At 72.3% G+C, this 25,788-nt stretch carries 24 protein-coding genes; 13 read left to right on the plus strand and 11 right to left on the minus strand.

What is annotated here, in order from left to right; genetic code table 11:
• The first annotated feature begins 70 nt into the window (after positions 1-70).
• From TOK_RS06000 to TOK_RS06010, 3 genes are read left to right on the plus strand one after another with little or no spacing between them, the layout of a single operon-like run.
• The gene (locus TOK_RS06000; protein WP_098956796.1) at positions 71-1,000 is read left to right on the plus strand and encodes a catechol 2,3-dioxygenase; all 930 of its coding nucleotides are present in this window, start codon (positions 71-73) and stop codon (positions 998-1,000) included.
• The gene (locus TOK_RS06005) at positions 997-2,034 is read left to right on the plus strand and encodes a histidine phosphatase family protein (protein WP_098956797.1); all 1,038 of its coding nucleotides are present in this window, start codon (positions 997-999) and stop codon (positions 2,032-2,034) included. Before TOK_RS06000 ends, TOK_RS06005 begins: the two co-directional genes overlap by 4 nt.
• A gap of 4 nt (positions 2,035-2,038) precedes the next feature.
• Complete coding sequence (locus tag TOK_RS06010) at positions 2,039-2,857, plus strand: IclR family transcriptional regulator (RefSeq protein ID WP_098956798.1); 819 nt, start codon at positions 2,039-2,041, stop codon at positions 2,855-2,857.
• 67 nt (positions 2,858-2,924) lie between these two features.
• Here TOK_RS06010 and TOK_RS06015 read toward each other — a convergent pair whose 3' ends face one another.
• Positions 2,925-4,085 (minus strand): cobalamin-independent methionine synthase II family protein, encoded by a 1,161-nt coding sequence (locus tag TOK_RS06015; protein WP_098956799.1) that lies wholly within the window; start codon positions 4,083-4,085, stop codon positions 2,925-2,927.
• An 83-nt stretch (positions 4,086-4,168) separates the two neighbouring features.
• Between TOK_RS06015 and TOK_RS06020 the strand changes: the two genes are divergently transcribed.
• Complete coding sequence (locus TOK_RS06020) at positions 4,169-4,783, plus strand: TetR/AcrR family transcriptional regulator (protein ID WP_098956800.1); 615 nt, start codon at positions 4,169-4,171, stop codon at positions 4,781-4,783.
• Between the two features lie 33 nt (positions 4,784-4,816).
• Here the strand turns inward: TOK_RS06020 and TOK_RS06025 are convergent, their stop codons facing one another.
• Genes TOK_RS06025 through TOK_RS06035 form a run of 3 tightly spaced genes read right to left on the minus strand, consistent with a single transcriptional unit; the run spans position 4,817 to position 7,502 of the window.
• Positions 4,817-6,019: a cytochrome P450 gene (locus tag TOK_RS06025; protein WP_098956801.1), complete on the minus strand. Its 1,203-nt coding sequence runs from the start codon at positions 6,017-6,019 to the stop codon at positions 4,817-4,819.
• Positions 6,016-7,143: a thiolase family protein gene (locus TOK_RS06030; RefSeq protein WP_098956802.1), complete on the minus strand. Its 1,128-nt coding sequence runs from the start codon at positions 7,141-7,143 to the stop codon at positions 6,016-6,018. The genes TOK_RS06025 and TOK_RS06030 overlap by 4 nt, the downstream gene beginning before the upstream one ends.
• Entirely contained in the window at positions 7,140-7,502 is a 363-nt protein-coding gene (locus TOK_RS06035) for a Zn-ribbon domain-containing OB-fold protein (RefSeq protein WP_098956803.1), read from the minus strand. Before TOK_RS06035 ends, TOK_RS06030 begins: the two co-directional genes overlap by 4 nt.
• A 236-nt stretch (positions 7,503-7,738) precedes the next feature.
• On the opposite strand from TOK_RS06035, the gene TOK_RS06040 reads away from it, so the two are divergent.
• The 4 genes from TOK_RS06040 to TOK_RS06055 are packed head-to-tail and all read left to right on the plus strand — an operon-like array spanning position 7,739 to position 12,557.
• On the plus strand, positions 7,739-8,848 hold the full coding sequence (locus TOK_RS06040) for an LLM class flavin-dependent oxidoreductase (RefSeq protein WP_098956804.1): 1,110 nt from the start codon (positions 7,739-7,741) through the stop codon (positions 8,846-8,848).
• Complete coding sequence (locus TOK_RS06045) at positions 8,848-9,681, plus strand: SDR family NAD(P)-dependent oxidoreductase (protein WP_098956805.1); 834 nt, start codon at positions 8,848-8,850, stop codon at positions 9,679-9,681. The genes TOK_RS06040 and TOK_RS06045 overlap by 1 nt, the downstream gene beginning before the upstream one ends.
• Before the next feature lie 3 nt (positions 9,682-9,684).
• Positions 9,685-11,202: a class I adenylate-forming enzyme family protein gene (locus tag TOK_RS06050; RefSeq protein WP_098956806.1), complete on the plus strand. Its 1,518-nt coding sequence runs from the start codon at positions 9,685-9,687 to the stop codon at positions 11,200-11,202.
• An 8-nt stretch (positions 11,203-11,210) separates the two neighbouring features.
• On the plus strand, positions 11,211-12,557 hold the full coding sequence (locus TOK_RS06055; RefSeq protein ID WP_253258208.1) for a phenylacetate--CoA ligase family protein: 1,347 nt from the start codon (positions 11,211-11,213) through the stop codon (positions 12,555-12,557).
• Positions 12,558-12,607: 50 nt separating this feature from the next.
• Here the strand turns inward: TOK_RS06055 and TOK_RS06060 are convergent, their stop codons facing one another.
• A complete protein-coding gene (locus TOK_RS06060; protein WP_253258209.1) occupies positions 12,608-13,849 on the minus strand; it encodes a dipeptidase in 1,242 nt (413 codons plus the stop codon).
• A 222-nt stretch (positions 13,850-14,071) separates the two neighbouring features.
• On the opposite strand from TOK_RS06060, the gene TOK_RS06065 reads away from it, so the two are divergent.
• Positions 14,072-14,353 (plus strand): hypothetical protein, encoded by a 282-nt coding sequence (locus TOK_RS06065; RefSeq protein ID WP_098956808.1) that lies wholly within the window; start codon positions 14,072-14,074, stop codon positions 14,351-14,353.
• Between the two features lie 16 nt (positions 14,354-14,369).
• Here the strand turns inward: TOK_RS06065 and TOK_RS06070 are convergent, their stop codons facing one another.
• Positions 14,370-15,773, minus strand: coding sequence for an MFS transporter (locus TOK_RS06070; protein WP_098956809.1), 1,404 nt, complete (start codon positions 15,771-15,773; stop codon positions 14,370-14,372).
• A gap of 86 nt (positions 15,774-15,859) precedes the next feature.
• Between TOK_RS06070 and TOK_RS06075 the strand changes: the two genes are divergently transcribed.
• Entirely contained in the window at positions 15,860-16,375 is a 516-nt protein-coding gene (locus TOK_RS06075) for a helix-turn-helix domain-containing protein (protein ID WP_098956810.1), read from the plus strand.
• 3 nt (positions 16,376-16,378) lie between these two features.
• Here TOK_RS06075 and TOK_RS06080 read toward each other — a convergent pair whose 3' ends face one another.
• Positions 16,379-18,229, minus strand: a complete 1,851-nt coding sequence (locus tag TOK_RS06080) for an ABC transporter ATP-binding protein (protein ID WP_098956811.1) — start codon at positions 18,227-18,229, stop codon at positions 16,379-16,381.
• Positions 18,230-18,497: 268 nt separating this feature from the next.
• On the opposite strand from TOK_RS06080, the gene TOK_RS06085 reads away from it, so the two are divergent.
• Genes TOK_RS06085 through TOK_RS06095 form a run of 3 tightly spaced genes read left to right on the plus strand, consistent with a single transcriptional unit; the run spans position 18,498 to position 20,811 of the window.
• Positions 18,498-19,115 carry a carboxymuconolactone decarboxylase family protein gene (locus TOK_RS06085; protein WP_098956812.1) on the plus strand — a complete coding sequence of 206 codons (618 nt, stop codon included), beginning with the start codon at positions 18,498-18,500 and terminating at the stop codon, positions 19,113-19,115.
• Complete coding sequence (locus tag TOK_RS06090; RefSeq protein ID WP_098956813.1) at positions 19,112-19,909, plus strand: SDR family NAD(P)-dependent oxidoreductase; 798 nt, start codon at positions 19,112-19,114, stop codon at positions 19,907-19,909. Before TOK_RS06085 ends, TOK_RS06090 begins: the two co-directional genes overlap by 4 nt.
• Positions 19,906-20,811: a 3-keto-5-aminohexanoate cleavage protein gene (locus TOK_RS06095; RefSeq protein ID WP_253258210.1), complete on the plus strand. Its 906-nt coding sequence runs from the start codon at positions 19,906-19,908 to the stop codon at positions 20,809-20,811. Before TOK_RS06090 ends, TOK_RS06095 begins: the two co-directional genes overlap by 4 nt.
• A gap of 40 nt (positions 20,812-20,851) precedes the next feature.
• Here the strand turns inward: TOK_RS06095 and TOK_RS06100 are convergent, their stop codons facing one another.
• The 4 genes from TOK_RS06100 to TOK_RS06115 form a co-directional block, all read right to left on the minus strand.
• A complete protein-coding gene (locus TOK_RS06100; RefSeq protein ID WP_141566278.1) occupies positions 20,852-21,889 on the minus strand; it encodes a cytochrome P450 in 1,038 nt (345 codons plus the stop codon).
• 11 nt (positions 21,890-21,900) lie between these two features.
• Complete coding sequence (locus TOK_RS06105) at positions 21,901-24,258, minus strand: xanthine dehydrogenase family protein molybdopterin-binding subunit (protein ID WP_098956815.1); 2,358 nt, start codon at positions 24,256-24,258, stop codon at positions 21,901-21,903.
• Positions 24,258-24,758 carry a (2Fe-2S)-binding protein gene (locus TOK_RS06110; RefSeq protein ID WP_098956816.1) on the minus strand — a complete coding sequence of 167 codons (501 nt, stop codon included), beginning with the start codon at positions 24,756-24,758 and terminating at the stop codon, positions 24,258-24,260. Before TOK_RS06110 ends, TOK_RS06105 begins: the two co-directional genes overlap by 1 nt.
• Positions 24,759-24,831: 73 nt before the next feature.
• On the minus strand, positions 24,832-25,710 hold the full coding sequence (locus TOK_RS06115; RefSeq protein ID WP_098956817.1) for a xanthine dehydrogenase family protein subunit M: 879 nt from the start codon (positions 25,708-25,710) through the stop codon (positions 24,832-24,834).
• Between the last annotated feature and the right edge of the window lie 78 nt (positions 25,711-25,788).

The following is a 25,788-nucleotide window of genomic DNA, read 5'->3' on the forward strand; positions in this document are numbered from 1 at the left end:
GCTCCACCGGCGTCCATCCCCGTTCCCGCGCGAGATGCCCCTGCCTCGGTCGACGAAGGAGTCCCGCCACATGCCTGACCGAATCCTCCGGTTGCAGCACGTCGAGGTGCGCGTCCCCGACCTGGAGCTGTGCACCGCCTACTACACCGAGGTCCTCGGCCTGATCGAGACCGCGCGCGACGTCCGCGACGGCGTCGACCGCGTCTTCCTCAAGTGCTGGGACGAGCAGGAGCACCACTCCGTCGTGCTGCGACAGGCCCCGACCTACGGCCTGGACCACATGTCGTTCAAGGTCGGTGCCGCCGACGACCTCGACCACTTCACCGAGAAGCTCGAGGCCGCGGGCGTGCCGGTGAAGCGGTTCGCCTCCCGCGAGCTCGGCCCGGGCTGGGGCGCGGCGATCCGCTTCGAGGCACCGTCGGGGCACCTCGTCGAGCTGGTCCACGGCATGGAGCGGCTCGGCAACATGCTGCCGATGACGAACCCGCCGCCCCGGCCGCAGGACCTCGTCGGCATCGCGCCGCCGCGGCTGGACCACGTGTTCGTCATGGCCGAGGACGTCGAGGCGTTCACGGCGTTCTTCACCGAGCTGCTGGAGTTCCGGCTCACCGAGCAGATCGTGGCCAACGACGGCCACCAGCTCGCCGCGTTCCTCGAACGCAGCCACACCCCGCACGACATCGCCGTGATCACCGGTCCCAACGGCGCGCTGCACCACTTCGCGTTCTGGATGGACGACTGGAACGGCATCCGCGACGCCGCCGACACGCTGGCCTACCACGGTGTCCAGATCGACGTGGCGCCCACGCGGCACGGGGTGACCCGCGGCTACACGACGTACTTCTTCGACCCCGTGGGCAACCGCAACGAGCTGTTCACCGGCGGCTACTGGGTCGACCCGGACTTCGAGCCGATCACGTGGACCGAGGAGGAGATGGGGCGGGCCATCTTCTACTACCACCGCGAGGTCAACGAGCGCTTCTTCACGGTGCACTCATGACCGACGCCCGCAAGCTCGACCGCTACGAGGCTCCGGGCTACCTGGCCCGTTACCGGGAGCGCCGCGGCGCCGCACCCGCGGAGGGCACGAACGGCCACGCGCCGCCGACCGACGACACCCCGCTGTACCTGCGCCGGTTCCGCGACCGCGGCGCGACGACCGCGGCCCCGCTGCCGGCGACCGTCGAGTTCGAGGGGACGACGTTCACCCCCGCGCTCGCGGAGGCGACCCGCGGCAAGGAGATCTCCGCACCGGTCGAGCGCCGCGCGTCGGAGAAGGTCGTCTGCGAGATCTCGATCATCCGCCACGGCATCACCCAGGGCTACTCCACCGATGCCGGCCTGACGCCGATGGGCGGCTGGCAGGCGCATCGTCGTGGCCACGAGCTGGCCCGGCGCTGGGACGGCGGCGACAAGGTGCGGCTGGTGTGCGCGGCGACGAACCGCGCCCGCCAGACCGCCGAGCAGATCTACCGTGGCGCCACCGACGGCCTGCAGATGTGGGGTCACGAGGTCGAGCTGTCGGAGCCGGAGGCCATCCCCGAGCTGCGCAACTTCGGTGTCTGGACCCCCGACGGGCTGCGCGACGTGACCTCGGCGTTCCGGCAGTACCAGGCCACGATGGAGAAGCTGGAACGGATGGCGGTCGGCGACCGGCCGCGCTGGCTCGTCGAGATCGACCGCTTCTACCGGGCCCAGCTGGGCGGGGCCGACCCGATCCAGATGTGGCTGACGATCCCGCTCATGTACTTCGAGCCGCCCGCGCTGTGCGTGCGCCGGTTCTGGCGGGGCTTCCACCGGCTGATGGCCCAGAGCCCCGGGCACAGGCGGATCGTCGCGGCCACGCACTCCGGTCCGATGCGCGCCTTCGCGACGTGGGCGCACGGCTACGACCCGGGCGAGCCGCTCAACACCGAGGAGATCCGGGTCAAGCTGCGCGAGGGCGGGCGGACCGCGTTCGTGTCCTACCGCAACCGCGTCACCGAGGTGCACGTGCCGCCTGCCGACGAGTTCCCGGCCTGGGACGAGGTGTGACCCCATGACGGTCCTCGACGGACGGCCGGCCCTCACCGACGCAGCCGACACGGAGGCAGGCGACGGGCCCCTGCGGTCCGTCGCCATCGCCATGGCGGTCCTCGAGTGCTTCGGCGAGGAACCGGAGCTGGGGGCGACGAAGGTCGCGCAGCGCCTCGGCGTCGCGAAGAGCACGGCGTGCCGGATGCTGGCGGCGCTCGCGTCGGGCGGGCTGCTCGAGCGCAGCGGCGCCGGCCGCTACCGGCTGGGGCTGCGGCTGTTCGAGATGGGCCAGCTCGCCGTCGACCGGCTGATGCTGCGCGAGATCGCGTTGCCGGTCCTGGGGGAGCTGCGCGAGGTGCTGCGCGAGACGGCCCAGCTCGCCGTGCCCGTCGGGTCAGAGGTGCTCTACGTGGAGCGGCTGGAGAACTCCGACGCCGGCATCATGTTCCACACAGAGCTGTACCGGCGGGGGCCGGGCCACTCGTCGAGCGCGGGCAAGGCGATGGCCGCGGTGAACCCGGCCATGGCCCGGGCGATCCTCGACCGCGGCTTCGTGCGCCGCACCCCGTTCACGATCGTCGACCCGGGCCGATACCGGCAGGTCCTGCTGCAGGTGCAGACCGACGGGTTCGCCGTCTCCCGCGAGGAGCACACGATCGGCATGTCGTCGATCGCGGCGCCCGTCGTGGTCACCCGCGGCGACCGCCGGGTGGCCGTCGCCGCGATCTCGGTGGTGGGTCGGACGGCGAGCATCCTCGGCGCGCGCAAGATGGCCGTCGTCCAGAATGTGCGCCGGGCGGCGGCGTCGGTGTCCGCGGAGCTGGACCGCTCGGCCCCGTGAACCCTGTGAGTGGCAACAGTCGCCATGGCGACTGTTGCCACTCACGACCGCTGAGCAGCGGCAACGCTCAGTACAGGCGTTCCGTCGCCAAGCGGGCGCCCTCGGACAGGGCGCGGAACTTCTCCCACACGACCGTCGGGTGCACCTCGGGGTGGAAGGACGCGCGCGAGGAGAAGCCGCAGTCCGCGCCGGCGATGACGTTCTCCTTGCCGACGATCCCCGCGTACAGCTCGATCGTGTCGGCGATCAGCTCGGGATGCTCGACGTAGTTGCTCGCGTGCCCCAGCAGCCCGGGGATCAGGACCTTGCCGTCGGGCAGTCGTACGTCGCGCCAGATCTTCCACTCGTGCTGGTGACGCGGGTTGGCGACCTCGAACGAGTAGGCGCCCGCGTTCACCTTCAGCATCAGCGGCGCGATGTCGCGGAAGGCCAGGTCGTGGATGCGGGGCCCGTGGTTGAGGCCGTAGCAGGTGTGCAGCCGGATCTTCTCGGCCGGGATTCCGCGCAGGGCGTGGTTGAGGATCTCGATGTGCTGCTCGGCATCGCGGACCCGCCGCTCGGGTGTGGTCGCGGGGTTCTCCGACAGGTACTCGATGAGCCACGGGTCGTCGACCTGCAGGACGAACCCGGCGTCGATGATCGCCAGGTACTCCACACGCAGCGCCTCGGCGACGGCCGCGAGGTACTCGCCGTGGGAACCGTAGAACTCGTTGCGCCCGAACCCGCTCGGGCTGGTCGAGGGCAGGAACGCCTCGGTGACGGCACCCGGTGCGGCGGCCACGGCGGCCCGGAGGTTGTCGATGTCGGTCTGCAGCTGCGCGTGGCCGTCGTAGGTGACGGGCCCGGTGCAGACCATCGTCGTCATCGGGGAGACCTGGTCCTTGTACTTGCCCAGGTAGTCGGCGTAGTAGCCGGGGAAGGCGTCGATCTCGACCTGCCACGACGGCGGCATCAGCTTCTCGCCGGTCCCGGTGTCGAAGCCGGTGAGCCGGTCCTTGACGTAGGTCAGGAAGCTGACCTTGCTCATCTCGCCGTCGGTGACGACGTCGATGCCGGCGGAGACCTGCTCGCGGACGACCTCGTCGACGGCCGCGGCGACCCGCTTGGTGTAGCCGTCGACGTCGTACGGGCGGCCGTGCTCCTTCTCCCGCATCACCTCGAGCAGGTCGTGCGGCCGCGCAAGGCTGCCGACGTGGGTGGTGAGGATCCGATCGTCGCTGCGCTGCATGGTCGGGACGGTAGGAGCCTGCCGACGCCCCGGCCAGGGCATCGTTCCCGCGCAGCGAACACCGCCCGCGTTAGGCTCGCGACGTGCCCCGTCCCAGCCGCTGGTCGGAGATCCTCGTCGCCGCGGGTGAGGAGTTCCGCGAGCGTGGCTACGAGACCGCGACGCTGGAGAGCATCGGCGCCCGCGTCGGCATCCTCAAGGGCAGCATCTACAACTACGTCGCCAGCAAGGAGGAGCTGTTGCTGGCGGTCGTCGAACAGCCGGCCGAGCAGCTGCTCGCGGAGCTGGACCGGCTCACCCGGGACACAGGCGCCAGCGCGGCGGTCCGGTTGCGGGAGCTGGTCCGCACCCAGGTGCGCATCTTCAGCGACTGCTACCCGGCGGCGTTCGTGTACCTGCAGCACATCGGCCGGATGGGTGGCGAGCGGTTCGACGAGTTCCGCACGATGGACGCCCGCTACATGGCCGCGGTCGAGGCGCTGGTCGCCGAGGGGGCGCGGACGGGGGAGTTCTCGCTGGCGGGCGACGCGCGGACGACGGCGCGCGCGATCGTCGGCATGCTGGACTGGATGCAGCACTGGTTCACCCCGCGGGGTGAGCAGGCCGACCGGGAGCTGGCCGACCAGCTGTTCGCGATGGCGCTGGGCGGCCTCGCGGCAGGCGGCGGGATGCACGCCCTGGCCCGCGACGTGCGGTGACAGGATCGTGAGCGGGAATGGTCGCTCCAGCGACTATCGCCACTCACAGGGCAGGTGCACGAGCCCCCGCGACAGCAGCACCGGGTGCCAGCGAAGCGGTGTGTCGGTCACGGTGAGGCCGGGAAGCCGCCGCGCCGCCGCCGGGATCGCGACGGACCCCTCCAGCCGGGCGAGCGGCGCGCCCAGGCAGTAGTGCAGACCGACGCCGAACCCGAGCTGGCGTCCGGTCGGGCGGCCGGGGTCGAAGCGGTCGGGGTCGTCGAACACCGCGGGGTCGCGGTTGGCCGCCGACGGACACAGGAACACTCGGTCGCCGCGGCGCAGGGTCCGTCCCCGGATCTCGACGTCGGTGGCCATCAGCCGGGCGATCGTCTTGGCGGGCCCGTCGTAGCGCAGGACCTCCTCGACCAGCCCGGTGGCGTCGGCGCTCACCGACGGGTGGCGCAGCAGCGCGAGCAGGCCGTTGCCGATGAGGTTGGTGGTCGTCTCGTGGCCCGCGAACAGCAGCAGCACCCCGGTGGAGACGACCTCGTCGTGGGACAGGGTGTCACCGGCGTCGCGGGCCTGGATGAGGGCCGTGATCAGGTCGTCGGCGGGTTCGCGCTCGTGGTGGGCGACGAGCCCGGTGAGGTAGCCGGTGAGCTCGGCCATGCCGGCGGCGCCGGCCGCGTGCCGCTGCGGGTCACCCATGCCGCCGAAGACGAGCCCGGCGATGGCGTCGGACCAGTCCTTGAAGACGTCACGGTCCGCGCGCGGCACCCCGAGCAGCTCGGCGACGACCGACGCGGTCAGCGGGTACGCGAAGTCCCGGACGAGGTCGGCCTGTCCGCGCGGGGCGATCGCCGAGAGCAGCTCGTCGACCAGCTCGACGACCCGCGGCCGCACCCGCTCCACCGCACGCGGGGTGAACGCGCGGGACAGCAGCTTGCGCAGCCGGGTGTGGTCGGGCGGGTCCTTGAACACCATCCAGTCCTCGAGCACCCCGAACGCGGCGCGGACGGCAGGGTCGGTGTCCTCGCCCTCGAGGCGGGCGCGACGGTAGGGGGCGATGCGGTCGGAGGAGAACCGGGGGTCGCGCAGGGCGGCGTCGACGTCGTCGTAGCGGGTGACGAACCAGGAACGGTAGCGCTCGCTCCAGTGCACGGGATCGTGCTCGCGCAGCTCGGCCAGCAACGGGTAGGGGTCGGCGACGGCCTCGGGGCCGAGGATGTCGGCGTCCGGGGGCGCGCTCGTCACGGCGCCTCCAGCACGGCGACGACGCAGGCGTTCCCGTCGAGGGCGCTGACCCCGCCACCCATGGTCTCGACGAGCCCGATCCGCGCGCCGTCGACCTGCCGGCCGCCGGCGTCGCCGCGCAGCTGCCGGACGATCTCGGCGACCTGGGCGAGCCCCGTCGCGCCCAGCGGGTGCCCGCGGGAGAGCAGCCCGCCCGACGGGTTGACCGGGTGCGTGCCGCCGAGGGTGGTCACCCCGGTCCCGGCGGCCTTGCCGCCCTCGCCCGGCGCGGCGAGCCCGAGCGCCTCGGTGGTGACGATCTCGCCGATGGTGAAGGCGTCGTGGACCTCGGCGACGTCGACGTCGGTCGCGGCGTGCAGTCCCGCGGCGGCGTAGGCGTCGGCGGCGGTGTCACGGACGACGTCGTGACCCCAGACGTGGGGGGAGCGGCGTCCCCACGGTGCCCCCGAGCGCAGGGCGATCCCGCGGACGCCGACCTCCCGGACCCCGCCGGACGACGCGGCGACGACCGCGGCGGCGGCACCGTCGGAGGTCGGGCAGCACTGCAACAGGGTCAGCGGGTCGGCGATCATGCGCGAGGCCAGCACCTCCTCGACGGTGTAGCGGCCGGCGTACTGGGCCTGCGGGTTGTGCAGGGCGTGCGCGTGGTTCTTGACCGCGACGGCCGCGAGCTGCTCACGTGTGACGGCGCCGTCGTGCAGGTAGCGCGTCGCGGCCATGGCGTAGAGGGCCGGCAGGGCGAGGCCGGTGGCGCCCTCGGGGTCGGTGCGCTCGGGGGTGATCGCGCCGTCGAACGCCGCGCTCATCTGTTCGATGCCGAGGGCGAGGACGCGGCCGTAGCGGCCGGTGCGCACGGCCTCGCACGCCTCGGCGAACGCCGTGGTGCCGCTGGCGCAGGCGTTCTCGACGGTGACCACGGGGATGCCGGTGATGCCCATCGCGCGCAGGACCCGTTGGGCGACACCGGCGGGCGCGAACACGGTGCCGACCCAGACTGCGTCGACCGGTCCGCCGCCGGCGTCGGCGAGGGCGTCGGACACCGCGTCCCAGGCCAGCGAGACGAGGTCGGTGCCGGGGCGGCGGCCGAAGTGCGAGGTGCCCACCCCGTGAACTGCCGGGTTCACGGTGCCACCTCGACCTGGGGGTCGCCGCCGGGTGCGTCGGCGCGCAGCCGGACCCGGGTGCCGACGGCCGGGGCCGCGCCGCCGGGGACGTGGGCGAGGACGCGGGGGCCGTCGTCGAGGTCGACGTAGGCCAGCGCGTACGGGGGAGTGCGCCCGGCGACGGGGATGCGCACCACCGTCGCGCTCCAGACGACGCCTCCGGGGCCGAACTCGGCCGGGGCGATGGGGCCGCCGCAGGCCGGGCAGGCGGGCCAGGCGTAGGCGACGGGTTCGGCGCACGCCTGGCAGCGCACGCCCGCGACGACCCCCGACCCGCCGGGGCCGGAGGCGATGCGGGGACGTGGATCGGCGACGGTCACCGCATCATGTAACCAAACCTCGGGTCGGCTATCAACGGGTGCAACGGAGTTGTCGTCCAGGTGTCACGCCGAGGCGAACCGGCACGCAGTGCCTGGAAGACTTGACACCCGCCGATGCGACGAGACACAGTGACCTGGAGCACCTTGAGCAAACGAGCGTTTGTCCATTGCCGTGTCCCGGTGCAGTCGACGGGGCCGCGGCCGGACGACCGGAGCCGTCGAGAGGACCCCGACCGATGAAGTTCGGCTTCTTCACCATGCCCGAGCACCCGCCGCGCGAGAACTGGACGCTGTCCTACGACCGCGACATCGCGAACATCGTGGATGCCGAGCGGCTGGGCTTCCACGAGTTCTGGGTGGGTGAGCACCACACCGGCGGCTACGAGAACGTGCCCGTGCCGGAGTACATGATCGCCAAGGCCTCGGCCGTGACCCACCGGATCCGGCTGGGCACCGGTGTGATCAACCTGCCCTACCAGGACCCGTTCATGGTCGCCGAACGGATGGCGTTCCTCGACCACCTCACGCACGGACGCCTGGAGTACGGCTTCGGCGGCGGCGGTCTGCCCACGGACAAGGAGCTGTTCGGCCTCGAGCCCTCGGAGGCGGCGCCCCGGACCAACGAGGCGCTGGAGATCATCTGGCAGCTGCTGACGTCGGACGAGCCGGTCAGCTACGAGGGCCAGTACTGGAAGTACGAGAACCGCCAGCTGCAGGTCGGCCCGTACCAGGACGTTCCGCCCTTCGCGATCGCCGGCCTGACCGGCACGCACAACTACGCGAAGTGCGGGGAGCGGGGCTGGAAGCCGCTGTCGGTGCACTTCGCGCCGATCGACAACGGCACCTACGACCTCGCCCCCGACCTCAAGGCGATGGGCAAGGCCATGCTCGACGCCGGTGGGTCGGCCGGCATCGACCCCGCCGTCACGCGTGAGAACTGGCGCATCGTGCGCGAGGTCTACGTCACCGACGACAAGAACCAGGCGCTCAACGACATCCGCGAGGGTGTGAAGCTGTCCTACGACTACCTGCTCGGCCTGGGCCTCGGCGCGCTGATGAAGATCGGCGACGGCATGGAGGACTCCGACCTGTCGTTCGAGTGGATGGCCGACAACATCCCGTGGATCATCGGCAGCCCCGAGGAGTGCACCCGTCAGCTCAAGGAGCTGGAGGAGGAGACCGGCGGCTTCGGCACGCTGCTGATCAACGTCCGCGACTGGGTGACCACGGACAAGTGGAACCGGTCGAACGAGATGTTCGCCCGCTACGTCATGCCGCACTTCACCAAGCGTGAGCGGCTCGACCGGCGCCAGAAGCTGGCCAACCGCGCGCTCGGGATCGACTGATGGAGGCGGGACTGTCCTCTCCGGTCCCGGAGCTCGAGGGCAGGACCGTCGTCGTGACGGGCGGGGGCAGCGGCATCGGCAAGGGGATCGCCGCCGCCCTGCTCGAGAAGGGCGCCAACGTGGTCGTTCTCGAGATCGAGCCGGCCAACATCAAGTCGGCGACGGAGGAACTCGGCGGCGGGGACCGGATCGCGTGGTTCGAGGGCTCGGTGTCCGTGGCGGCCGATGTGGCGGCGGCGTTCGCCACGGCCGCGGAGCGGTTCGGCACGGTCGAGCACCTGGTGAACAACGCCGGGACGGCATCGCTGTCGCTGGTCGAGCACACCAGTGAGGAGGACTGGGACCTCATCGTCGACACCCTGCTCAAGGGCACGTTCCTGTGCACGCGGGCCTTCGCCCGGCAGCTGCCCGACGACGGGGAGCCCCGGTCGATCGTCAACATCTCCTCGCTCAACGCCATCGCGGCGACCGACGGGCTGGGCCACTACTGCGCGGCCAAGGCCGGCGTCATGCAGTTCACCCAGACCTGCGCGGGCGAGCTGGGCAGGCGTGGCGTCCGGGTCAACGCGATCGGTCCGGGCACAGTCGACACCCCGCTCGGTGCGGGGTTCACCGTCGGGCAGATCGGCCAGGAGTTCCTGGACCGGACACTGGTGGAGAAGCGCCACCAGGACCCGTCGGACATCGCCGACGTCGCGTTGTTCCTGATGTCGCGCGCGGCGCAGCGGATCACCGGCCACTTCATCCCCGTCGACGGCGGGCAGCACGTCCGCGGGCTGCACTCGTACTGGGACGTCGCGCTCGAACAGGGCCTGGTCGAGAGGCCGACCTGAGCGGTGCGCACGACCCTGGGTGAGGAGCTGGAGGCGGCGCTGCGGCGCCACCCGGACCGGATCGCGATCGAGCACGCCGGCCGGCGGTGGACGTTCAAGGACGTCGACCGCCGGTCGGCGGCCGTCGCCACGCAGCTCGCCGACCACGGCGTTGTGGCGGGCGGCGTCGTCGCGCTGCATCTGCGCAACTGCGCCGAGTTCGTCGTCGCCGATGTCGCGGTCGCCCGGCTCGGCGCGGTGAAGGTGCCGGTCAACCCGCTGCTGCCCCCGGCAACGGTGGCGCACGTGCTGCGGGCCTCGGGTGCGTGTCTGCTGGTACGCGGGACGAGCCTGCCGCCGGTGGCCGGCGTCCCGACGCTGGTGGTCGACGACGGCGGTGGCGCTCCCGCGGCGCCGGACGAGACGCTGACCGGGGAGTTCTCATCGGTGCCGGTACCCGTGCCGCGGATCGGGCCCACCGACCGGGCCGCGATCTACTTCACCGGTGGCACGACCGGGCTGCCCAAGGGCGTCGTGCACTCCCAGGCCTCGACGGTCGCGCTGCACCAGGCACAGCTGCTCGAGGCCGAGATCACCGCCGACGACCGGCTGCTGCTCGCCACCCCGCTCGCCCACGCCGCCGGGCTGTTCGCCCAGAGTGCGCTGATCCGCGGCGCGACGTCGGTGATCGAGGCGGGCTTCGATGCCGCACGGGTCCTGGACCTGCTGCGCGACAACGCGATCACCTGGATGTTCCTGGTGCCGACGATGATCTACCGGCTGCTCGACGCCGCGGGCGGCGCCGCGGCGCACCGGTTGCGGACCGTCGTCTACGGTGCCGCGCCGATCGCCCCGAACCGGCTCTCGGCCGCGCTGGAGCTGTTCGGCCCGGTGTTCGTGCAGCTCTACGGCCAGACGGAGTGCCCGAACTGGGGGACCCGGCTGGCCAAGTCCGACCACGACCCCGCCCGCCCCGGCCTGCTCGGCTCGGCCGGGCGCGCCTCGATCGCGGCGGACGTGCAGGTCGTCGCCGCCTCCGGGGAGGCGTTACCCGCGGGTGCGACCGGCGAGATCTGCCTGCGTTCGCCGTACACGCTCGACTGCTACCTCGACGATCCCACCGCCACCGCCGCGAAGTTCCTGCCCGGTGGGTGGATCCGCACCGGTGACGTCGGCTTCCTCGACGACGACGGGTACCTGCACCTGCGGGACCGGACGTCGGACATGGTGATCAGTGGTGGCATGAACGTCTACTGCCGCGAGGTCGAGGACGCGCTGGCCCGGCACCCCGCGGTCGCCCGCGTCGCCGTCATCGGTGTGCCGCACGACGACTGGGGGGAGGCCGTGCACGCCGTCGTCGTCCCCGGTCCCGGATTCGCCGCCGCCGAACTGCTGGACTGGGCACGCGGCGAGCTCGCCGGGTACGCCCGGCCCAAGACCGTCGAGATCGTCGACGACCTGCCCGAGACCCCGTTCGGAAAGATCGACAAGAAGGTCCTGCGCGCCCTGCACTGGGCGGGCCGGGACCGCGCGATCGGATAGGAGCCCCCGTGTCCGGACCCCGCTCGGTCGCCGTCGACGACCGCGGCTTCCCCCGCTTCTGGGACGAGGACCGCGAGACCCTCGACCCGGCGAAGCGCGACGAGCTGATCCTCGACCGGATCCGCCACCAGCTCGCCTACGCGTGGTCGGAGCTGCCGTTCTACCGGCGGCACTGGGAGGCTCACGGCTTCCGCCCCGACGAGGTGCGGTCGCTTCAGGACTTCACCACGAAGGTCCCGGTGATCACCAAGAAGATGCTGGTCGCGGACCAGGCCGAGCACCCGCCCTTCGGCAGCTACGCCCGCGAGCTGCCGCCCGGTGGCGTCGCCCGCATCCACGGCTCGTCGGGTACGTCGGGCACCCCGACGATGTACGCCGTGTCCAAGGCGGACTGGGACCGCGCCGGTGACGTGCACGCGATGGCGCAGTGGTGCGCGGGCGTGCGCCCCGACGACGTCGTGCAGGTCGGCTTCCCGTTCGGGCTGTTCTTCGGCGGCTGGGGCGTCGTGCAGGGCGTGGAGCGGATCGGCGCGACCCTGTTCCCGCTGGGCGTCACCGACTCGGAGCGCCACCTACGGCTCATCGAGCGGCTGGGCTCGACGGTGTTCAGCGCGACCCCGTCGTACTGCATCCACCTGCTGTCGGTGGCCGAGAAGCTCGGGATCGACCTGCGTACCTCCACGGTCCGGCACCTGCTCGTCGGTGGCGAGCCGGGCGGCTCGCTGCCCGGGACCCGGGCGATCATCGAGCAGGGCTGGGACGCGATCGTCTCCGACGCCGGCTCGACCTCGGAGATGTACCCGTTCCAGACCAGCGTGGGCTGCGAGGCGGGCACCGGCACCCACCTCTACACCGACGAGGTCTACACCGAGGTCGTCGACGGGTCCGACCCCAACGTGCCGATCCCGGTGGGGGAGCGCGGCGCGGTCGTCTACACCCACCTGTGGCGCGACTCCCAGCCGATGATCCGGTTCGCCCCCGGCGACGAGACGTACCTGGCGACGGACCCGTGTCCCTGCGGGCGCACCTACCCCCGGCTCCCCGAGGGCGTCCTCGGCCGCCTCGACGACATGCTCGTCATCCGGGGTGCCAACGTCTTCCCGAGCGCGGTCGAGACGGCGTTGCGCAGCGTCCCCGAGCTGGGCCCGGAGTTCCGCATCCGGGTGCAGAAGCGCGGCGCCCTCGACGAGCTGACCGTCGAGGCGGAGGCGGACCCGGCCGGCGACGCCCTGCGCACCCGCACCGAGGAGGCGTTGCAGCGGATCCTGGGCATCCGGACCGGCGTCACGCTGCTCGCCCCGGGCACGCTCCCGGAGACGACCTTCAAGGCCCGCAGGGTGGTCGACGAACGCTGACGACTCGTGGGTGGCGATGGTCGCCACGGCGACCGTCGCCACCCGCAGGGTCAGCGTGGGGCGACCGTCGGCCACAGCGGCTCGGTGGCGGCCTGCTCGGCGTCGTGCAGGACCCGCAGGACGTTGCGGCCGGTCAGGGCCTCCAGGTCGGTGCGCGACCAGCCGCGCCGCGCCAGTTCGGCGAGCAGGCGAGGGTAGCCCGACACGTCCTCCAGACCGGTGGGCTGCACGTCGACGCCGTCGTAGTCGCCGCCGATCCCCACGTGCGCGACCCCCGCGACCTCGCGGACGTGGTCGACGTGGTCGGCGACCTGCGCGACGGTGACCGTCGGGCGCGGATGGGCGGCGAGCCAGTCGGTGAACCCGACGGGCTCCCGGCCGGCCTGGGCGAACTCCGCCGCGACGTCCGCGGCGGCCTCGCCGGGGCGCGGTGCTCGGGGCCAGCGCCAGGACACGGCCTCGTCGCCGAGCCGGGTCCGTTCGGCGTCGGCAGCGCGGCTCCAGTCGGCCATCTCGGCGGAGACGAAGTAGGGCACGAACGTCACCTGGACGACGCCGCCGTTGCCGGGGATGCGGGCGAGGACGTCGTCGGCGACGTTGCGGGGGTGGTCGCACAGAGCACGTGCCGAGGAGTGGCTGAACAGCACCGGAGCGTCGGCGACGTCGAGCACGGCGTGCATGGTGGCCGCGGAGACGTGGGAGAGGTCGACGAGGACTCCGAGACGGGTCATCTCGGCGACGACCGCGCGACCGGTGTCGTCGAGCCCGCCGACGCGCGGCTCGTCGGTCGCGGAGTCGGCCCATGGCGTGTTGTCGTTGTGCGTCAACGTCATGTAGCGCACTCCGAGCCGCGCGAACGTGCGCAGCACCGCGAGCGAGGAGGCGATGCTGTGCCCGCCCTCGACCCCGAGCAGTGATGCGATGCGCCCGGTCCGGGTGGCGGCGCGCACGGCGTCGGCAGTGCAGGTGAGGGCGAGGTCGCGCGGGTAGCGGGCGACCATCCGGTACACGGCGTCGATCTGTTCCAGCGTGGCGACGACGGCTTCGGGCTCGGGGAGCCCGGACGGCACCCAGACCGACCAGAACTGGGCGCCGACACCGCCCGCACGCAGGCGGGGCAGGTCGGTGTGCAGCTCGGGGCGGTGGCCGTCGAGACCCTCGACGGCGTAGCCGGCGGCGCTGCGCAGCGCCGCCGGCAGGTCGTTGTGTCCGTCGACCACGGGCACGTCGCGCAGCACCGCCGCCACGAGCGCGTCGATCTCGTCGGCAGTCCTTGTTCCGGTCCGCATCATCCGGCACCTCCTCGCGTGGTCGCGACCGTGTCACACCCGGCGCTGATGCACGACCCGGCCTGGCGGGCGGCCCCGGCGCGCCGATCACGGACGGTGGTGATCACGTCGGTTCGATCACTTTCCGTGATTCCGATAGGGGGTCCGGTCGGCCCCGTCGCACCTCCAGGTGAGTGTGGGCCGTTCGGGCCTTGCGCCGCGGCTGTTGCGGGGCATCATGTTCCGATGCTGTTCACCGGGACGGTGCCCGGAGTGGAGGGGCACGTCGGATATCTCGCCGGTCGGTATCGCAACGGCGCGCTGAGCGACGTGTGGACCGACGTGTCGCGGTGTGCCGAGCGCACCTTCACCGCCTGGGTCGCGGGCTGTTCGTGCGGTTGGTACGGCACCGGCCGGCCGCTGACGACCGTGGGTCAGTTCGCCGCGCGGCGACAGTGGGCGACCGAGCACCTGGCAGGTGTCCTCGCCGACGCCACCGGCGTCGTGACGACGTCCGCCACGGGCTGAGCGCGGCTCCGGCCGGTCACGGCGCGGGTGCGACCGCCCGGGTGAGGCGGCGGTCGTCGGCGCGTTGCAGCAGTGGAACGGCGACGGCGGCGAGCACGCAGACGACGATGCCGCACATCACGGCGACATTCCAGCCGCTCAGCAGGCTCGCGACGGGGTCGGGGGAGTCGGGGCGGATCGCCAGCACCGTCACCCCGGTGACGCCGAAGGCCGCGCCGACGTAGCGGGCGGCGTTGTTGATCCCGCTGCCGGTGGCGGCCCGCTCCGGTGGGACGGCGGCGACGGCCTCGCGGCCGAGCGTGGCGTTGGCCAGCCCGGTTCCCGCGCCCGACACGACCAGTCCGGGGATCAGCGCCCACAACCCGCCGGCCGGGCCGAGCAGCGCGAGCGGGACGATCCCGACGGCGATGACGGCGAGCCCCAGTGAGAGCCGGGCACCGCCCGACAGCCCGGCGGGCAGCCACCGGCTCGCCAGCGAGGCGCCGACGCTGAGCAGCGACCAGGCCAGCAGGATCGTCGAGGCCGCGACGGCGGAGTGGGCCATCCCGCGTTCGAGAACGGTGCCGATGAACGACATCAGCGCGATGATCCCGCCGCCGGTGGCGAACGCCGCGAGTGTCGCGCCGACCAGGGCGGGCCGTCGGAACAGCGACGGCGGGAAGAGCGGCTCGGCGGTGCGGCGCAGGTGCATCCCGACCGCGACGAGCAGGACGACGGCTGCGGCACCCAGCACGGCGACGAACGGTTGCGTCCAGCCCTGGCGGCCTTCGGTGAGGGCGGCGAGCAGGCAGCCCAGTCCGGCGCCGAGCAGCAGGGCGCCGACCACATCGATCCGGCGCGCGGCGTCGCCGCGGGACTCGGCCAGCCATCGTTGCCCGGCGACGGCGATACCGGCGGACAGCAGCGTGAGCACCAGGTAGGCCCAGCGCCAGCTGCTGACGGCGTCGCCGACCGAGCCGAGCAGCGGGCCGACGGCGGGGCCTGCGCCCATGGCGGCACCCCAGACGCCGGTGGCGCGGGCGCGGGGCGGGCCGGGAGCGAAGGTCGCGCTGATCAGTGCGAGGCCACACGCCATGAGGGCCGCCGCGCCGAGGCCCTGCACGACCCGGCCCGCGACGAACAGGGCGGTCGTGGGCGCGAGCCCCGACAGCGCCGACCCGACGGCGGTGAGGACGGCACCGGCGACGAAGACGCGGCGCCTGCCGACGGCATCGCCGATCGCGCCGGAGGTCAGCAGTGCGACGGCGAGGCCGAGGCTCATCGAGCTGAGGATCCAGGCGGTGCCGACAGGACCGGCACCGAGGTCGGCGCCCACGGACGGGACGATCGAGAGCGGCGCCGTGAACGCCGTCATCGCGAGCAGGGTGCCGCCTGCGGTGACGGCCAAGGAGCGGCCCGGGGTCGCGCCGGGTGCGGTCATCGTCGCTGCTCTTTCGTCGGGGTGCGGGTCGCGGTGGACGGTACCAGGAATGGTTCGGTGAACGAACTGTATGCGACGATGGTCGTATGGCGCTGCCCCGCGAGTACCCCGGCCAGTCGTGCGCGATGGCCCGCGCCCTGGAGATCGTCGGGGAACGCTGGACGCTGCTGATCCTGCGCGACGCGTTCTTCGGGGTCCGCCGCTTCAGCGACTTCTCCCGTCACCTCGGCGTACCGCGTGCCGTGCTCAGCGAACGCCTGGAGTTCCTCGTCGCCGAAGGCGTGCTCGACCGGGTGCCCGGTCCGCGTGGCCGCGACGAGTATCTGTTGTCGGACAAGGGGATGGCCCTGTGGCCGGTGCTGCGGGCCCTCGCCGCCTGGGGCGACGTCCACTACTCGCCCGCGGGCCCGCGCCGCGTGTTCACCCACGCCGGGTGCGGCGGCACCGTCACACCCGGCGGGCACTGCGCCGACTGCGGCGCGCACGTGCCCGTCGGGGCGACGGTCCTGGTCCCCGGACCCGGTTACGAGGGCCCGGCGGAGGGCGACGCGATCAGCGCCGCCCTCGCCGAGCCCCACCGGCTGCTCGAGCCCCTGGGGTGAGGTCTACTCCGAGAGGAACCCGCCCGACTGCCGCTCCCACAGTCGCGCGTAGCCGCCGCCGCGGGTGAGCAGCTCGGCGTGCGAGCCCTCCTCGACGACCCGGCCGCGGTCGATCACGATCAACCGGTCCATCCCGGCCACCGTGCTCAGCCGGTGTGCCACCGCGATCGCGGTCCGGCCCTCCATCAGCCGCCACAACGCCCGTTGGATCAGGGCCTCGCTCTCCGAGTCCAACGCGCTCGTCGCCTCGTCGAGCAGCAGGATCGGGGCGTCGCGCAGGATCGCCCGCGCGATCGCGACCCGCTGCCGCTGCCCGCCCGAGAGCTTGACCCCACGCTCCCCGACGAGGGTGTCGAACCCGTCCGGCAACCCTTCGACGAACTCCACCACGTGCGCGGCCTGCGCGGCGGCAAGGATGTCGTCGTCGGTCGCGTCCGGGCGGCCGAACGCGATGTTCTCCCGCAGCGTGCGGTGGAACATCGCCGGGTCCTGCGGGACGTGGGCGATCATGCCCCGCAGGTCGGCCTGGGACATCCGGGCGACGTCCTGACCGCCGACGAGCAGCCGTCCCTCCTGGATGTCCATCAGCCGCAGCAGCAGCCGGATGATCGTGGTCTTGCCCCCGCCGGAGCGGCCGACGAGCCCGACCCGCTCACCCGGTGCGATCGACAGGTCGAGCCCGTCGAACAGCGGCGCGTGCCGGCCCGAGTGGGTGAAGCGCACCCGCTCCAGGACGACCCCCGCCGGCCCGCCCGCGAGCGGTTCCGGTTCCGGGTGGTCGACGACCGTCGGGTCGTCGAGCAGCAGCTCGGCGAACTGGGCGGCCTCGGTCAGCGACCGCTCCAGGTGACGGTAGGTCTGGTTGAAGTCGAACAGGATCTTCGTGGCCTGCGTGAAGTACGCGACGGTCACCACCACCGCCGCGACGCCGGGGCCGTCGGTGCGGATGGCCACCAGCAACGCCAGCACCAGCCCCGCGACGTTCGTGATCACCGACAGCGGTGCGACGATCGTGTCGATCCGCAGGTTGTTGTAGTCCCACGCGCGCAGGGTGAGCCGCTTGTGCTCGGCCACCCGGCGCCGGTGCTCGGCCGCCTCGCGGAGCTCGGAGGCGTACGCACGGACCGCATCCATGTTGGTCAGCGTGTCCGCGACGTGCCCCGACAGCCGGGTCCACGCCGTCTCCCGCGCCTCGACCAGCGCCTGGCGGCGACGGATCAGCGGCACGACGGTCACCGCCGACACGACGATCATCCCGACCAGGACGGCGACCAGCCACGGGTCGTAGTGCCACAGCACCACCGACGCGAAGGTCAGCGGCAGCAGCTGCGCCACGATCTGGAAGGCCAGGGTGTCGACGAAGTCCTCGTACCGCGAGGCGAAGCTCAGCACGCGCTTGGTCAGCGCGCCCGCGAAGTTCTCGTGGAAGAACGCCGCGTCCTTCGCCAGCAGTGCGTCCATCCCCTCCACGTAGAGGTGCTCGATGCCGCGGGCGTCGGTGCGGTTGAGGCAGTGGATGCCCACCCGCCAGCACGCCTCGCCCACGAGCAGCGACAGGAAGAAGCCCACCACCAGCGGTGTCACTGTCGCGACGGTCAGCCCGCCGCCCGAGGCGAGCCGGTCGACCAGCGCGGCGACGGCCAGCGGCGGCAGGTAGGACAGGGCGATGTTGCCCATCGCCGGCATCAGCAGTGCGGTGCCGGTGAGCAGCTTGTGGCGAGCGAGCTCGCGTCCATAGATTCGTGCGGCCAGGCGCAGCGCGACCCCACGGCGCGACCGGACCTCCGGCCCGGCGGGGGTGCCGGTCGGTGGTGCGGGCGCGGCCGCGGGGCGTGCTTCGGCCGGAGCGGACACAGGTCTCCTCTCGAAGGGGGTTTGGGGGACCGACCACTTTCCACCGTTGCCCGCCGCGGGTCCACCGAGTTCTGTGAGGTGCCGACCGGTACGCGCGGCTGCGCGGCCGACGGTCTCGTCCGGTCGGGCCGCCGCGGCGGGCGGTGCGCCGGGCGTGTACACCGGCGACGGTAGAGTCTAGGGTCATCGTTATCAGTCATTGACGACCTGACAGGGCTCGGTGGTCGTGGTCCGACCTCGCCGGAGCCCGACGCCGAGGAGGCACCGCGTGGCCCGGATCCGGATGCTGTCCGCCGAGGAGTTCCCCGAGGACCTGCGCGAGATGGCGGAGTCACGGACCCCGCTCGAGCTGGGCAACCTGCGCTTCTACGCACACCGCCCCGAGCTGGCCCGCGCCTACGCCGCCTACATGGGCGAGCTGCGCAGGCCCGGGCTGCTGTCGCGGCGCCTCGTCGAGCTGCTGCGGCTGCGCGTGGCCTTCCACAACCAGTGCCGCAGCTGCATGGCGGTCCGCTACGCCGACGGCGCGGCCGAGGGCGTCGACGAGGACCTGGTCTGCCAGCTCGCGAGCCCCGACGATCCGACGGCCTCGCCGGACCTCACCGACGCCGAGCGCGCCGCGCTCCGGTTCGCCGACCTGATGGCGACCAACCACCTCGCGATCGACGATGCCACCCTCGCCGACCTGCGGGACCACTTCTCCGAGGCGGAGGTCGTCGAGATCGGGATGAACGTCGCCGCGTTCGTCGGCTACGGCCGGCTGTCGATGGCCCTGCACATGGTCGACGAGCTGCCCGATCGCTTCCGGTCCGCGTCCGGGGCGGTGGTGACGCCGTGGAACGACGAGGGATCCGACGACAGCGTGCTGATCGGGGGTGCCCGATGACCGCACAGATCGACCTGGCCGGCCGGGTGATCGTCGTGACCGGGGCGGGGCAGGGGCTCGGTGAGTCCACCGCGCACGTGTGCGCCGGCCTCGGCGCGTCGGTCGTCGTGCTCGACATCGACGCCGCGGCGGCGAAGCGCGTCGCCGGCGAGATCGGGGACGCCGCGCTCGCGCTCGAGGCCGACGTCGCCGACGAGGACGCGATGGCCGCGGCCGCCGCCGAGACCGTCGCCCGGTTCGGCACGGTGCACGGCCTGGTCGCGAACGCGGGCGTCATCAGCTGGACGCCGATCGAGGAGCTCGACGTCGCCGAGTGGGACCGCGTCATGGCGGTCAACGCCCGCGGACTGTTCCTGGGTGCCAAGCACTTCGGGCCGCCGATGCTCGACCAGCGCGACGGCGCCGTCGTCACGGTCAGCTCGGTCGCGGGCACGGTGCCCGAGGCCCGCGCCGGGGCCTACGCGCCGAGCAAGGCCGCGGCGATCATGTTCGCCCGCCAGCTCGCCGTCGAGTGGGGCCCGCGCGGGGTGCGCAGCAACTGCGTGAGCCCCGGCATCATGCGCACCCCGATGTCGGAGAAGTTCAACTCCGACCCCGACGCCCTGCGCCGCCGGCTGGAGATGATCGCGAGCCGGCGCATCGGCGACCCGGTCGAGGTCGCCGCGGTGATCGCGTTCCTGCTCTCGGACGCGTCCAGCTTCGTCAACGCCCAGAACCTCGAGGTCGACGGCGGCATGATGCAGATGCTGATCGACGTCCTGCCGCGCCCCGGTGTGCCCGAGGTCAAGTCGTGAACGACGACCCTCTCCTCATCGAGGTCCGCTGCAACGAGTCGACGATGCGCGGTGCCAACCCGCACCTGCCGTACTCGACCGACGAGATCGTGCGCGAGGCCGTCCGCGCCCACGACGCGGGCGCCGCGATCATCCACTGGCACGGCCGCGACCCCGACACTGGCGGCCCCGACAACAGCGTCGAGACCTACCGGGCGGCGCACGAGGGCATCCGCGCCGCGACCGACCTGATCACCAAGCCCACGCTGGGCTACATCAGCCAGACCGGCGTCGAGGACCGGGTGAAGCACCTCCGCGCGCTGGCCGACGACCCGTGGCTGCGCTTCGACGCCGCCGCTGTCGACTTCGGCTCGCTCAACATCGACACCTGGGACGCCACGACGCGCCGGTTCACCCCGGGCGACGGCGTGTACGTCAACAGCCGCAACGACATCGAGGCCGTGCTGCGGATCCTCGAGGGCATCGGCACCTACCTGACGACGGTCGTGTGGGACATCGGCCAGATCCGCACGGCCCGGTGCTTCCGGGAGATGGGGCTGGCGCAGGCGCCGACGTTCTGGGAGCTGGTCTTCACCGGCGACTCCCGGCCCTCGGGTGCCGGGACCAACCTGCTCGCGCTGCAGGCGATGGTCGCCGAGCTTCCGCCGGGGGAGCCGTGGCAGCTGATGTGTTACGGCGGCGACGTGCTGCCCCTGGCTGCCGCGGCGATCGTGCTGGGCGGGCACGTCGCGATCGGGCTCGGCGACCACGACTACGCCCGCTTCGGCACCCCGCACAACGGCGAGCTGGTGGCGAAGGTGGCGGCGCTGGCGGAGACGATCGGCCGCCCGGTCGCGAGCCCGGCGCAGGCCCGTGAGCTGCTGGGGATGCCCGCGCTGCCCGCGCCCGTCGCACCCCTGTGAGTGGCAATGGTCGCTCCAGCGACCATTGCCACTCAGAACCTCACGTGGGTGCCAGCAGCACGGGGTAGCTGTCGTGGCGGCGCTGGGCCGTCGGGGCGAGGACGGGCGGGCGGTCCGGGTCGGGCCGCACCCCCAGCTCGCGCAGCCGCCGCAGGATTCGCAGGTGCACGCCCGGTGTGACGGCGGTCCCGGTGACGACGGCGCGGCCCAGGCACAGGTGCGGCCCGCTGCCGAACGTCAGCCCCCACGGCCGGGCGCGCCCGTCGACCGCGCGGCCCGGCCGGAACTCGTCGGCGTCGGCACCGAAGACGGCCGGGTCACGGTTGGCGGCGTGCAGGTCGACGGCGACGTACTCGCCCGCGCGGACGAGCCTGCCGTCGCGCAGGGTCACGTCCTCCAGCGCCCGGCGCAGCAGCGCCACCGTCGGCGGGTACAGCCGCAGGGTCTCGGCGAGGGCGTCGGACAGCCTGTCGTCGGGCAGCGGGCACCGCGACAGCTCGTCCACGACGTGCACCAGCAGCGCCGCGTTGTTCAGGGTCGACGCCGCCAGGAACAGCACGACCTCGCGGACCGCGGCCTCGGGGTCCCACTCGCCGGGGTGGGCGGCCATGATCGCCGCCAGCGTCGACCCGTCGGCGGACAAGGGAAAGCCAGCGACGAGCCTGTCGCGCGCTGCCAGCCCTTCCGCCAGAACGACCGCGTGGTCGCGCGTCGACCACTCGACCGTGACCGCCTCCAGGAGCGGTCCGAGCAGCGCGAGCAGCTCGGGCGTCCGTCCGCCGAGATCACCGAGGCCGATGATCGATGCCGCGAGCTGCAGGAACACCGACCGGCCGAGCGGGACGAGGTCAGCTGCCTGCGACCGGACGCAGTCGTCCAGGGTCGCGGCCACGACCGCGTCGTGGTCCGCGAGTGCCGTCCGCGACATCAGCGGGGCCAGCAGCCGGCGCCGACGCAGATGGGCGGGACCGTCCATGACCAGGACGGTCCCGCCCACCAGCGGCGCGCTCTCGTGCTTGGACTCCTGCGCGAACAGGCGCGACGTCAGGATCTCGTCGGCCTCGGCCCAGGAGGACACGCGCGCGAGGGTCACTCCTTCTCGATCACACCCAGCAGCTCGAGCATCCGCGTCGGGGTGATCGGGGTCTCGGTGATCCGCGGCCGCCCGACCTGCGCGAGCGCGTCGTCGATCGCGTTGAGCAACGCCGCGGGGGCGAGCACCGTGCCACCCTCACCGACGCCACGCGACCCGACGACCTTGTCGGTCTCGAACTCCATGTGCTCGATCTCGATCTCCGGCAGCTCCGGGGCCGAGGGCATCAGGTAGTCCATGAACGTCGCCGTCAGGTACTGACCGTCCTCGGCGTACGCGGAGTGCTCCAGCAGCATGCCGCCGACGCCCATCGCGATCCCGCCGATGACCTGCCCCTCGACGACGGCCGGGTTGATCATCTTGCCGCAGTCCTCGACGACGAGGAACCGCTGCACCTCGATCTTCCCGGTCTGCTGGTCGACCTCGACCCAGCAGGCGTGGCTGGCCTGGGAGAACCCGCCACCCTCACCGTCGTAGTCGGCGACGAACTCCATCTCGGTGTTCGTGCCCGGCGGCATCTGGTCGGGCGCGAGCCAGCACCCCATCGCGATCTGGCCCATCGGCACCGAAGCGCCCGGGGCACCCTTGACCGACACGACGCCGTCGGCGATCTGCAGGTCCTCGACGCTCGCCTCCAGCATGTGCGAGGCGATCTCCAGCACCCGCTTCCGGAGCTCACGTGCGCCGTAGACGGCGGCGCCGCTGGCCATCGTCGCGGCCCGGCTTCCGCCCGTCCCCAGCATGGAGAACGGGGTGGCGTCGGTGTCGCCGTAGACGATGCGGATGTCGTCGAACCCGACGCCGAGCTCGTCGGCGATCAGCTGCGACAGCGTCGTCTCGTGGCTCTGGCCGTGCGGGGTCTGCGGGGTGAAGGCAGTGACCTTGCCGTCGATCTCGATCCGGATCCGGCAGGGCTCCGAGCCGAACGGGAACCCGACGGCCGCCCAGAACTCCTGGGTGCCGGGCGCCGGCTCGATGAACGTCCCGACGCCGAAGCCGAGCAGCCGGCCCTCCGCGCGGGCCGCCTCCTGCTGGCGGCGGACCTCGTCGAGGTCGACCATCTCGACCAGCTTCTGGAATGTCTCGGCCGCGGTGACGTTCTCCAGCGTCACGTTGGTGATCATCTTCGTGGGCTGGTCGTCGAGGGTGATGAGGTTGCGCGTCCGCACCTCGACCGGCGAGATCCCGCACGTCTCGGCGATCTTGTCCATCAGCCGCTCGCGCACCAGCGTCTCCACGGCCCAGGGCCCGCGCAGCGAGATGTAGGACGCCTTGTTCGTGGCGACGATGTGGTGCTGGAAATGGTAGGCGGGCAGCTTGTAGGGGCCGGGCAGCGTGGTGCGCACGAGGCCTGCGTAGACCGTGGCCGGCGGGTTGATCGGGTAGGCGCCCGCGTCGAGCTTCATGGTGACGCGCAGCCCCAGCAGGGTTCCGTCGGCCTTCACCGCGGCCTGCAGCGTCAGCTGCTCCTCGCGGGCGGCACCGGCCGCGACGAGGTGCTCGTTGCGGTCCTCCACCCACTTCACGGCCCCGCCGACCGCCTTGGCCGCCGCACACACGGCGACGTCCTCGCGGTAGGCGGAGAACTTCAGGCCGAAGCCACCGCCGATGTTGTTGGCGGTCACACGGAACTGGTGGATGGGCTGGCGGATCCAGCCGGCCAGCAGGAACCGCAGCGTGTGCGTCGTCTGCGTCGACGCCTCGTAGACGAGCTGGCCGCTGCCGGTCTCGTAGGTGGCGACGCCACCGCGGGTCTCCATCGGGTTGCACGCCCAGCGGTGCTGGTCGAGCGACTGCTCCACGACGTGGTCGGCCTGGGAGAACGCGGCCTCGATGTCGCCGAAGAGCTGCTCGTCGGTGTGCACGACGTTGCCGGGCACGTCGCCGAACAGCTCGGTGGCACCGTCGGCCAGGCCGGCGGTGGTGCTCATGATCGGGTCGAGGATGTCGTAGTCGATCTCGATCAGACCGGCCGCGTCCTCCGCGATGTACCGGCTCTCGGCAATGATCAACGCCACCGGTTCGCCGACGAAGCGCACGACGTCGTGCGCGATCGCCGGGTACGACGGGCTGTGCAGGCCGGGGATCGGCTGGGCGAAGCTCAGGTCCTCGGTGATCGCGCTCATGTCGGCGCCGGTGAAGACGCGCACCACGCCCTCGACCTTGCGCGCCTCGTCGACGTCGATCGAGGTGATCCGGCCGTGGGCGACCGTGCTGCGCAGGAAGTGTGCGTGCAGCATCCCGCGGGCCTGCACGTCGTCGACGTAGCGACCGGTGCCGGTGAGGATCGTGCGGTCCTCCTTGCGGTGGACCCGTGCCCCGACCAGCCCGGAGATCGCGCTGCCGCCTGCCATCAGGACTCCTTCCCGGCGGTACCCGCGAGCGCCGCCTCGGTGCCGTCGACGATCGACTGGTAGCCGGTGCAGCGACAGATGTTGCCCGACAGCTCCTCACGGATCTCGGTGCGCGAGCACGGCACCGGGCGGCCCGCCTTCTTGTCCTCGCACATCCCGTAGATCGTCATCACGAACCCGGGGGTGCAGAAGCCACACTGGAAGGAGTGGTTGTCGCGCAACGCCTGCTGTACGGGGTGCAGCTCGCCGTCGCCCGTCGCGAGACCCTCGACGGTGGTGATCTCGCGCCCGTCGGCCTGGACGGCGAGCTGGGTGCACGAGCGCTCGGTGTGCCCGTCGACGATGACGGTGCAGGCCCCGCAGACGCCGTGCTCGCACCCGAGGTGCGTGGCGGTGAGGCCGAGGTCCTCGCGCAGGAAGTCGGCGAGCGTGCGCCGGACCTCCACGTTCACGGTCCGCTTCCGTCCGTTGACGGTCACGGTGATCTCGCGGGTGTTCATCACTCGCCCTCGCTGACGCTCGGGCGGCTCTTCGCGCGGGTGCTGTGCTGACGGTTCACTCGCTGACGCTCCTTCACAGGGTCTCCCGGGCACGAGCAGCGGCGGTGCGGACGGCCTTGCGGATCAGCACGCCCGCGATGTGCTTGCGGTAGGCGGCGGAACCGTGGAGGTCCGACGAGGGGGACAGGTCGGCGACGGTGGCGTCGGCGGCCTCGTCGAGTACGGCGTCGTCGATGGTCCGTCCGGCCAGCGCGGCCTCGGCCTTGCTGGCGCGCACGGGTGCCAGGTCGACACCGGAGATCGCGATGCGGGCCTCGGCGACGGTGTCACCGTCGAGCCGCACCTGGGCGGCCACCCCGGCCATGGCGAAGTCGCCGTGACGTCGGGCGACCTCCTCGTAGGCGGCACCGGTACCGGGTCCGGCCGCCCGGATGCGGACGGCGGTGAGGATCTCGTCCTCGGACAGCGCCGTGGTGAAGAAGCCGGTGAAGAAGTCGGCGGCGCGGATGGAGCGTTCACCGCCGGGACCCTGCGCGACGAGCTCGGCGTCGAGGCAGGCCGCGACCGTCGGGAGTTCCGCGGCGGGATCGGCATGGGCGATGCTGCCGCCGACGGTGCCGCGGTTGCGGATCGCGCCGTGACCGATCAGCGGGATCGCGGCGGCCATCAGGGGGATCGACCGGCGCACGACGTCCGAGCGTCCGGCGACGGCCTGGCGCACGAGCGCACCGATCGTGACGACGCCGGCCTCCTCGGTGATCTCCGAGAGGTTCTCGATGCCGTTGATGTCGACGATGCGACCGGGCTGGGCGAGGCGCAGGCTGAGGAGCGGGACGAGACTCTGCCCGCCTGCCAGGACCTTCACGTCGCCGATGTCGTCGGTGGTGGACAGTGCGGTCACGGCCTCGTCGACCGACGTCGGTGACACGTACTCGAAGACAGCGGGCTTCATGGGCGCCCTCACCTCTCTGTGAGATCGTCCGTTGACTGGGGGATATTGTTATCAGAGATTGCTGTGGCGGGACAGTCC

The organism is Pseudonocardia sp. N23 (genome assembly GCF_002583555.1).
Taxonomy (GTDB): Bacteria; Actinomycetota; Actinomycetes; order Mycobacteriales; family Pseudonocardiaceae; genus Pseudonocardia.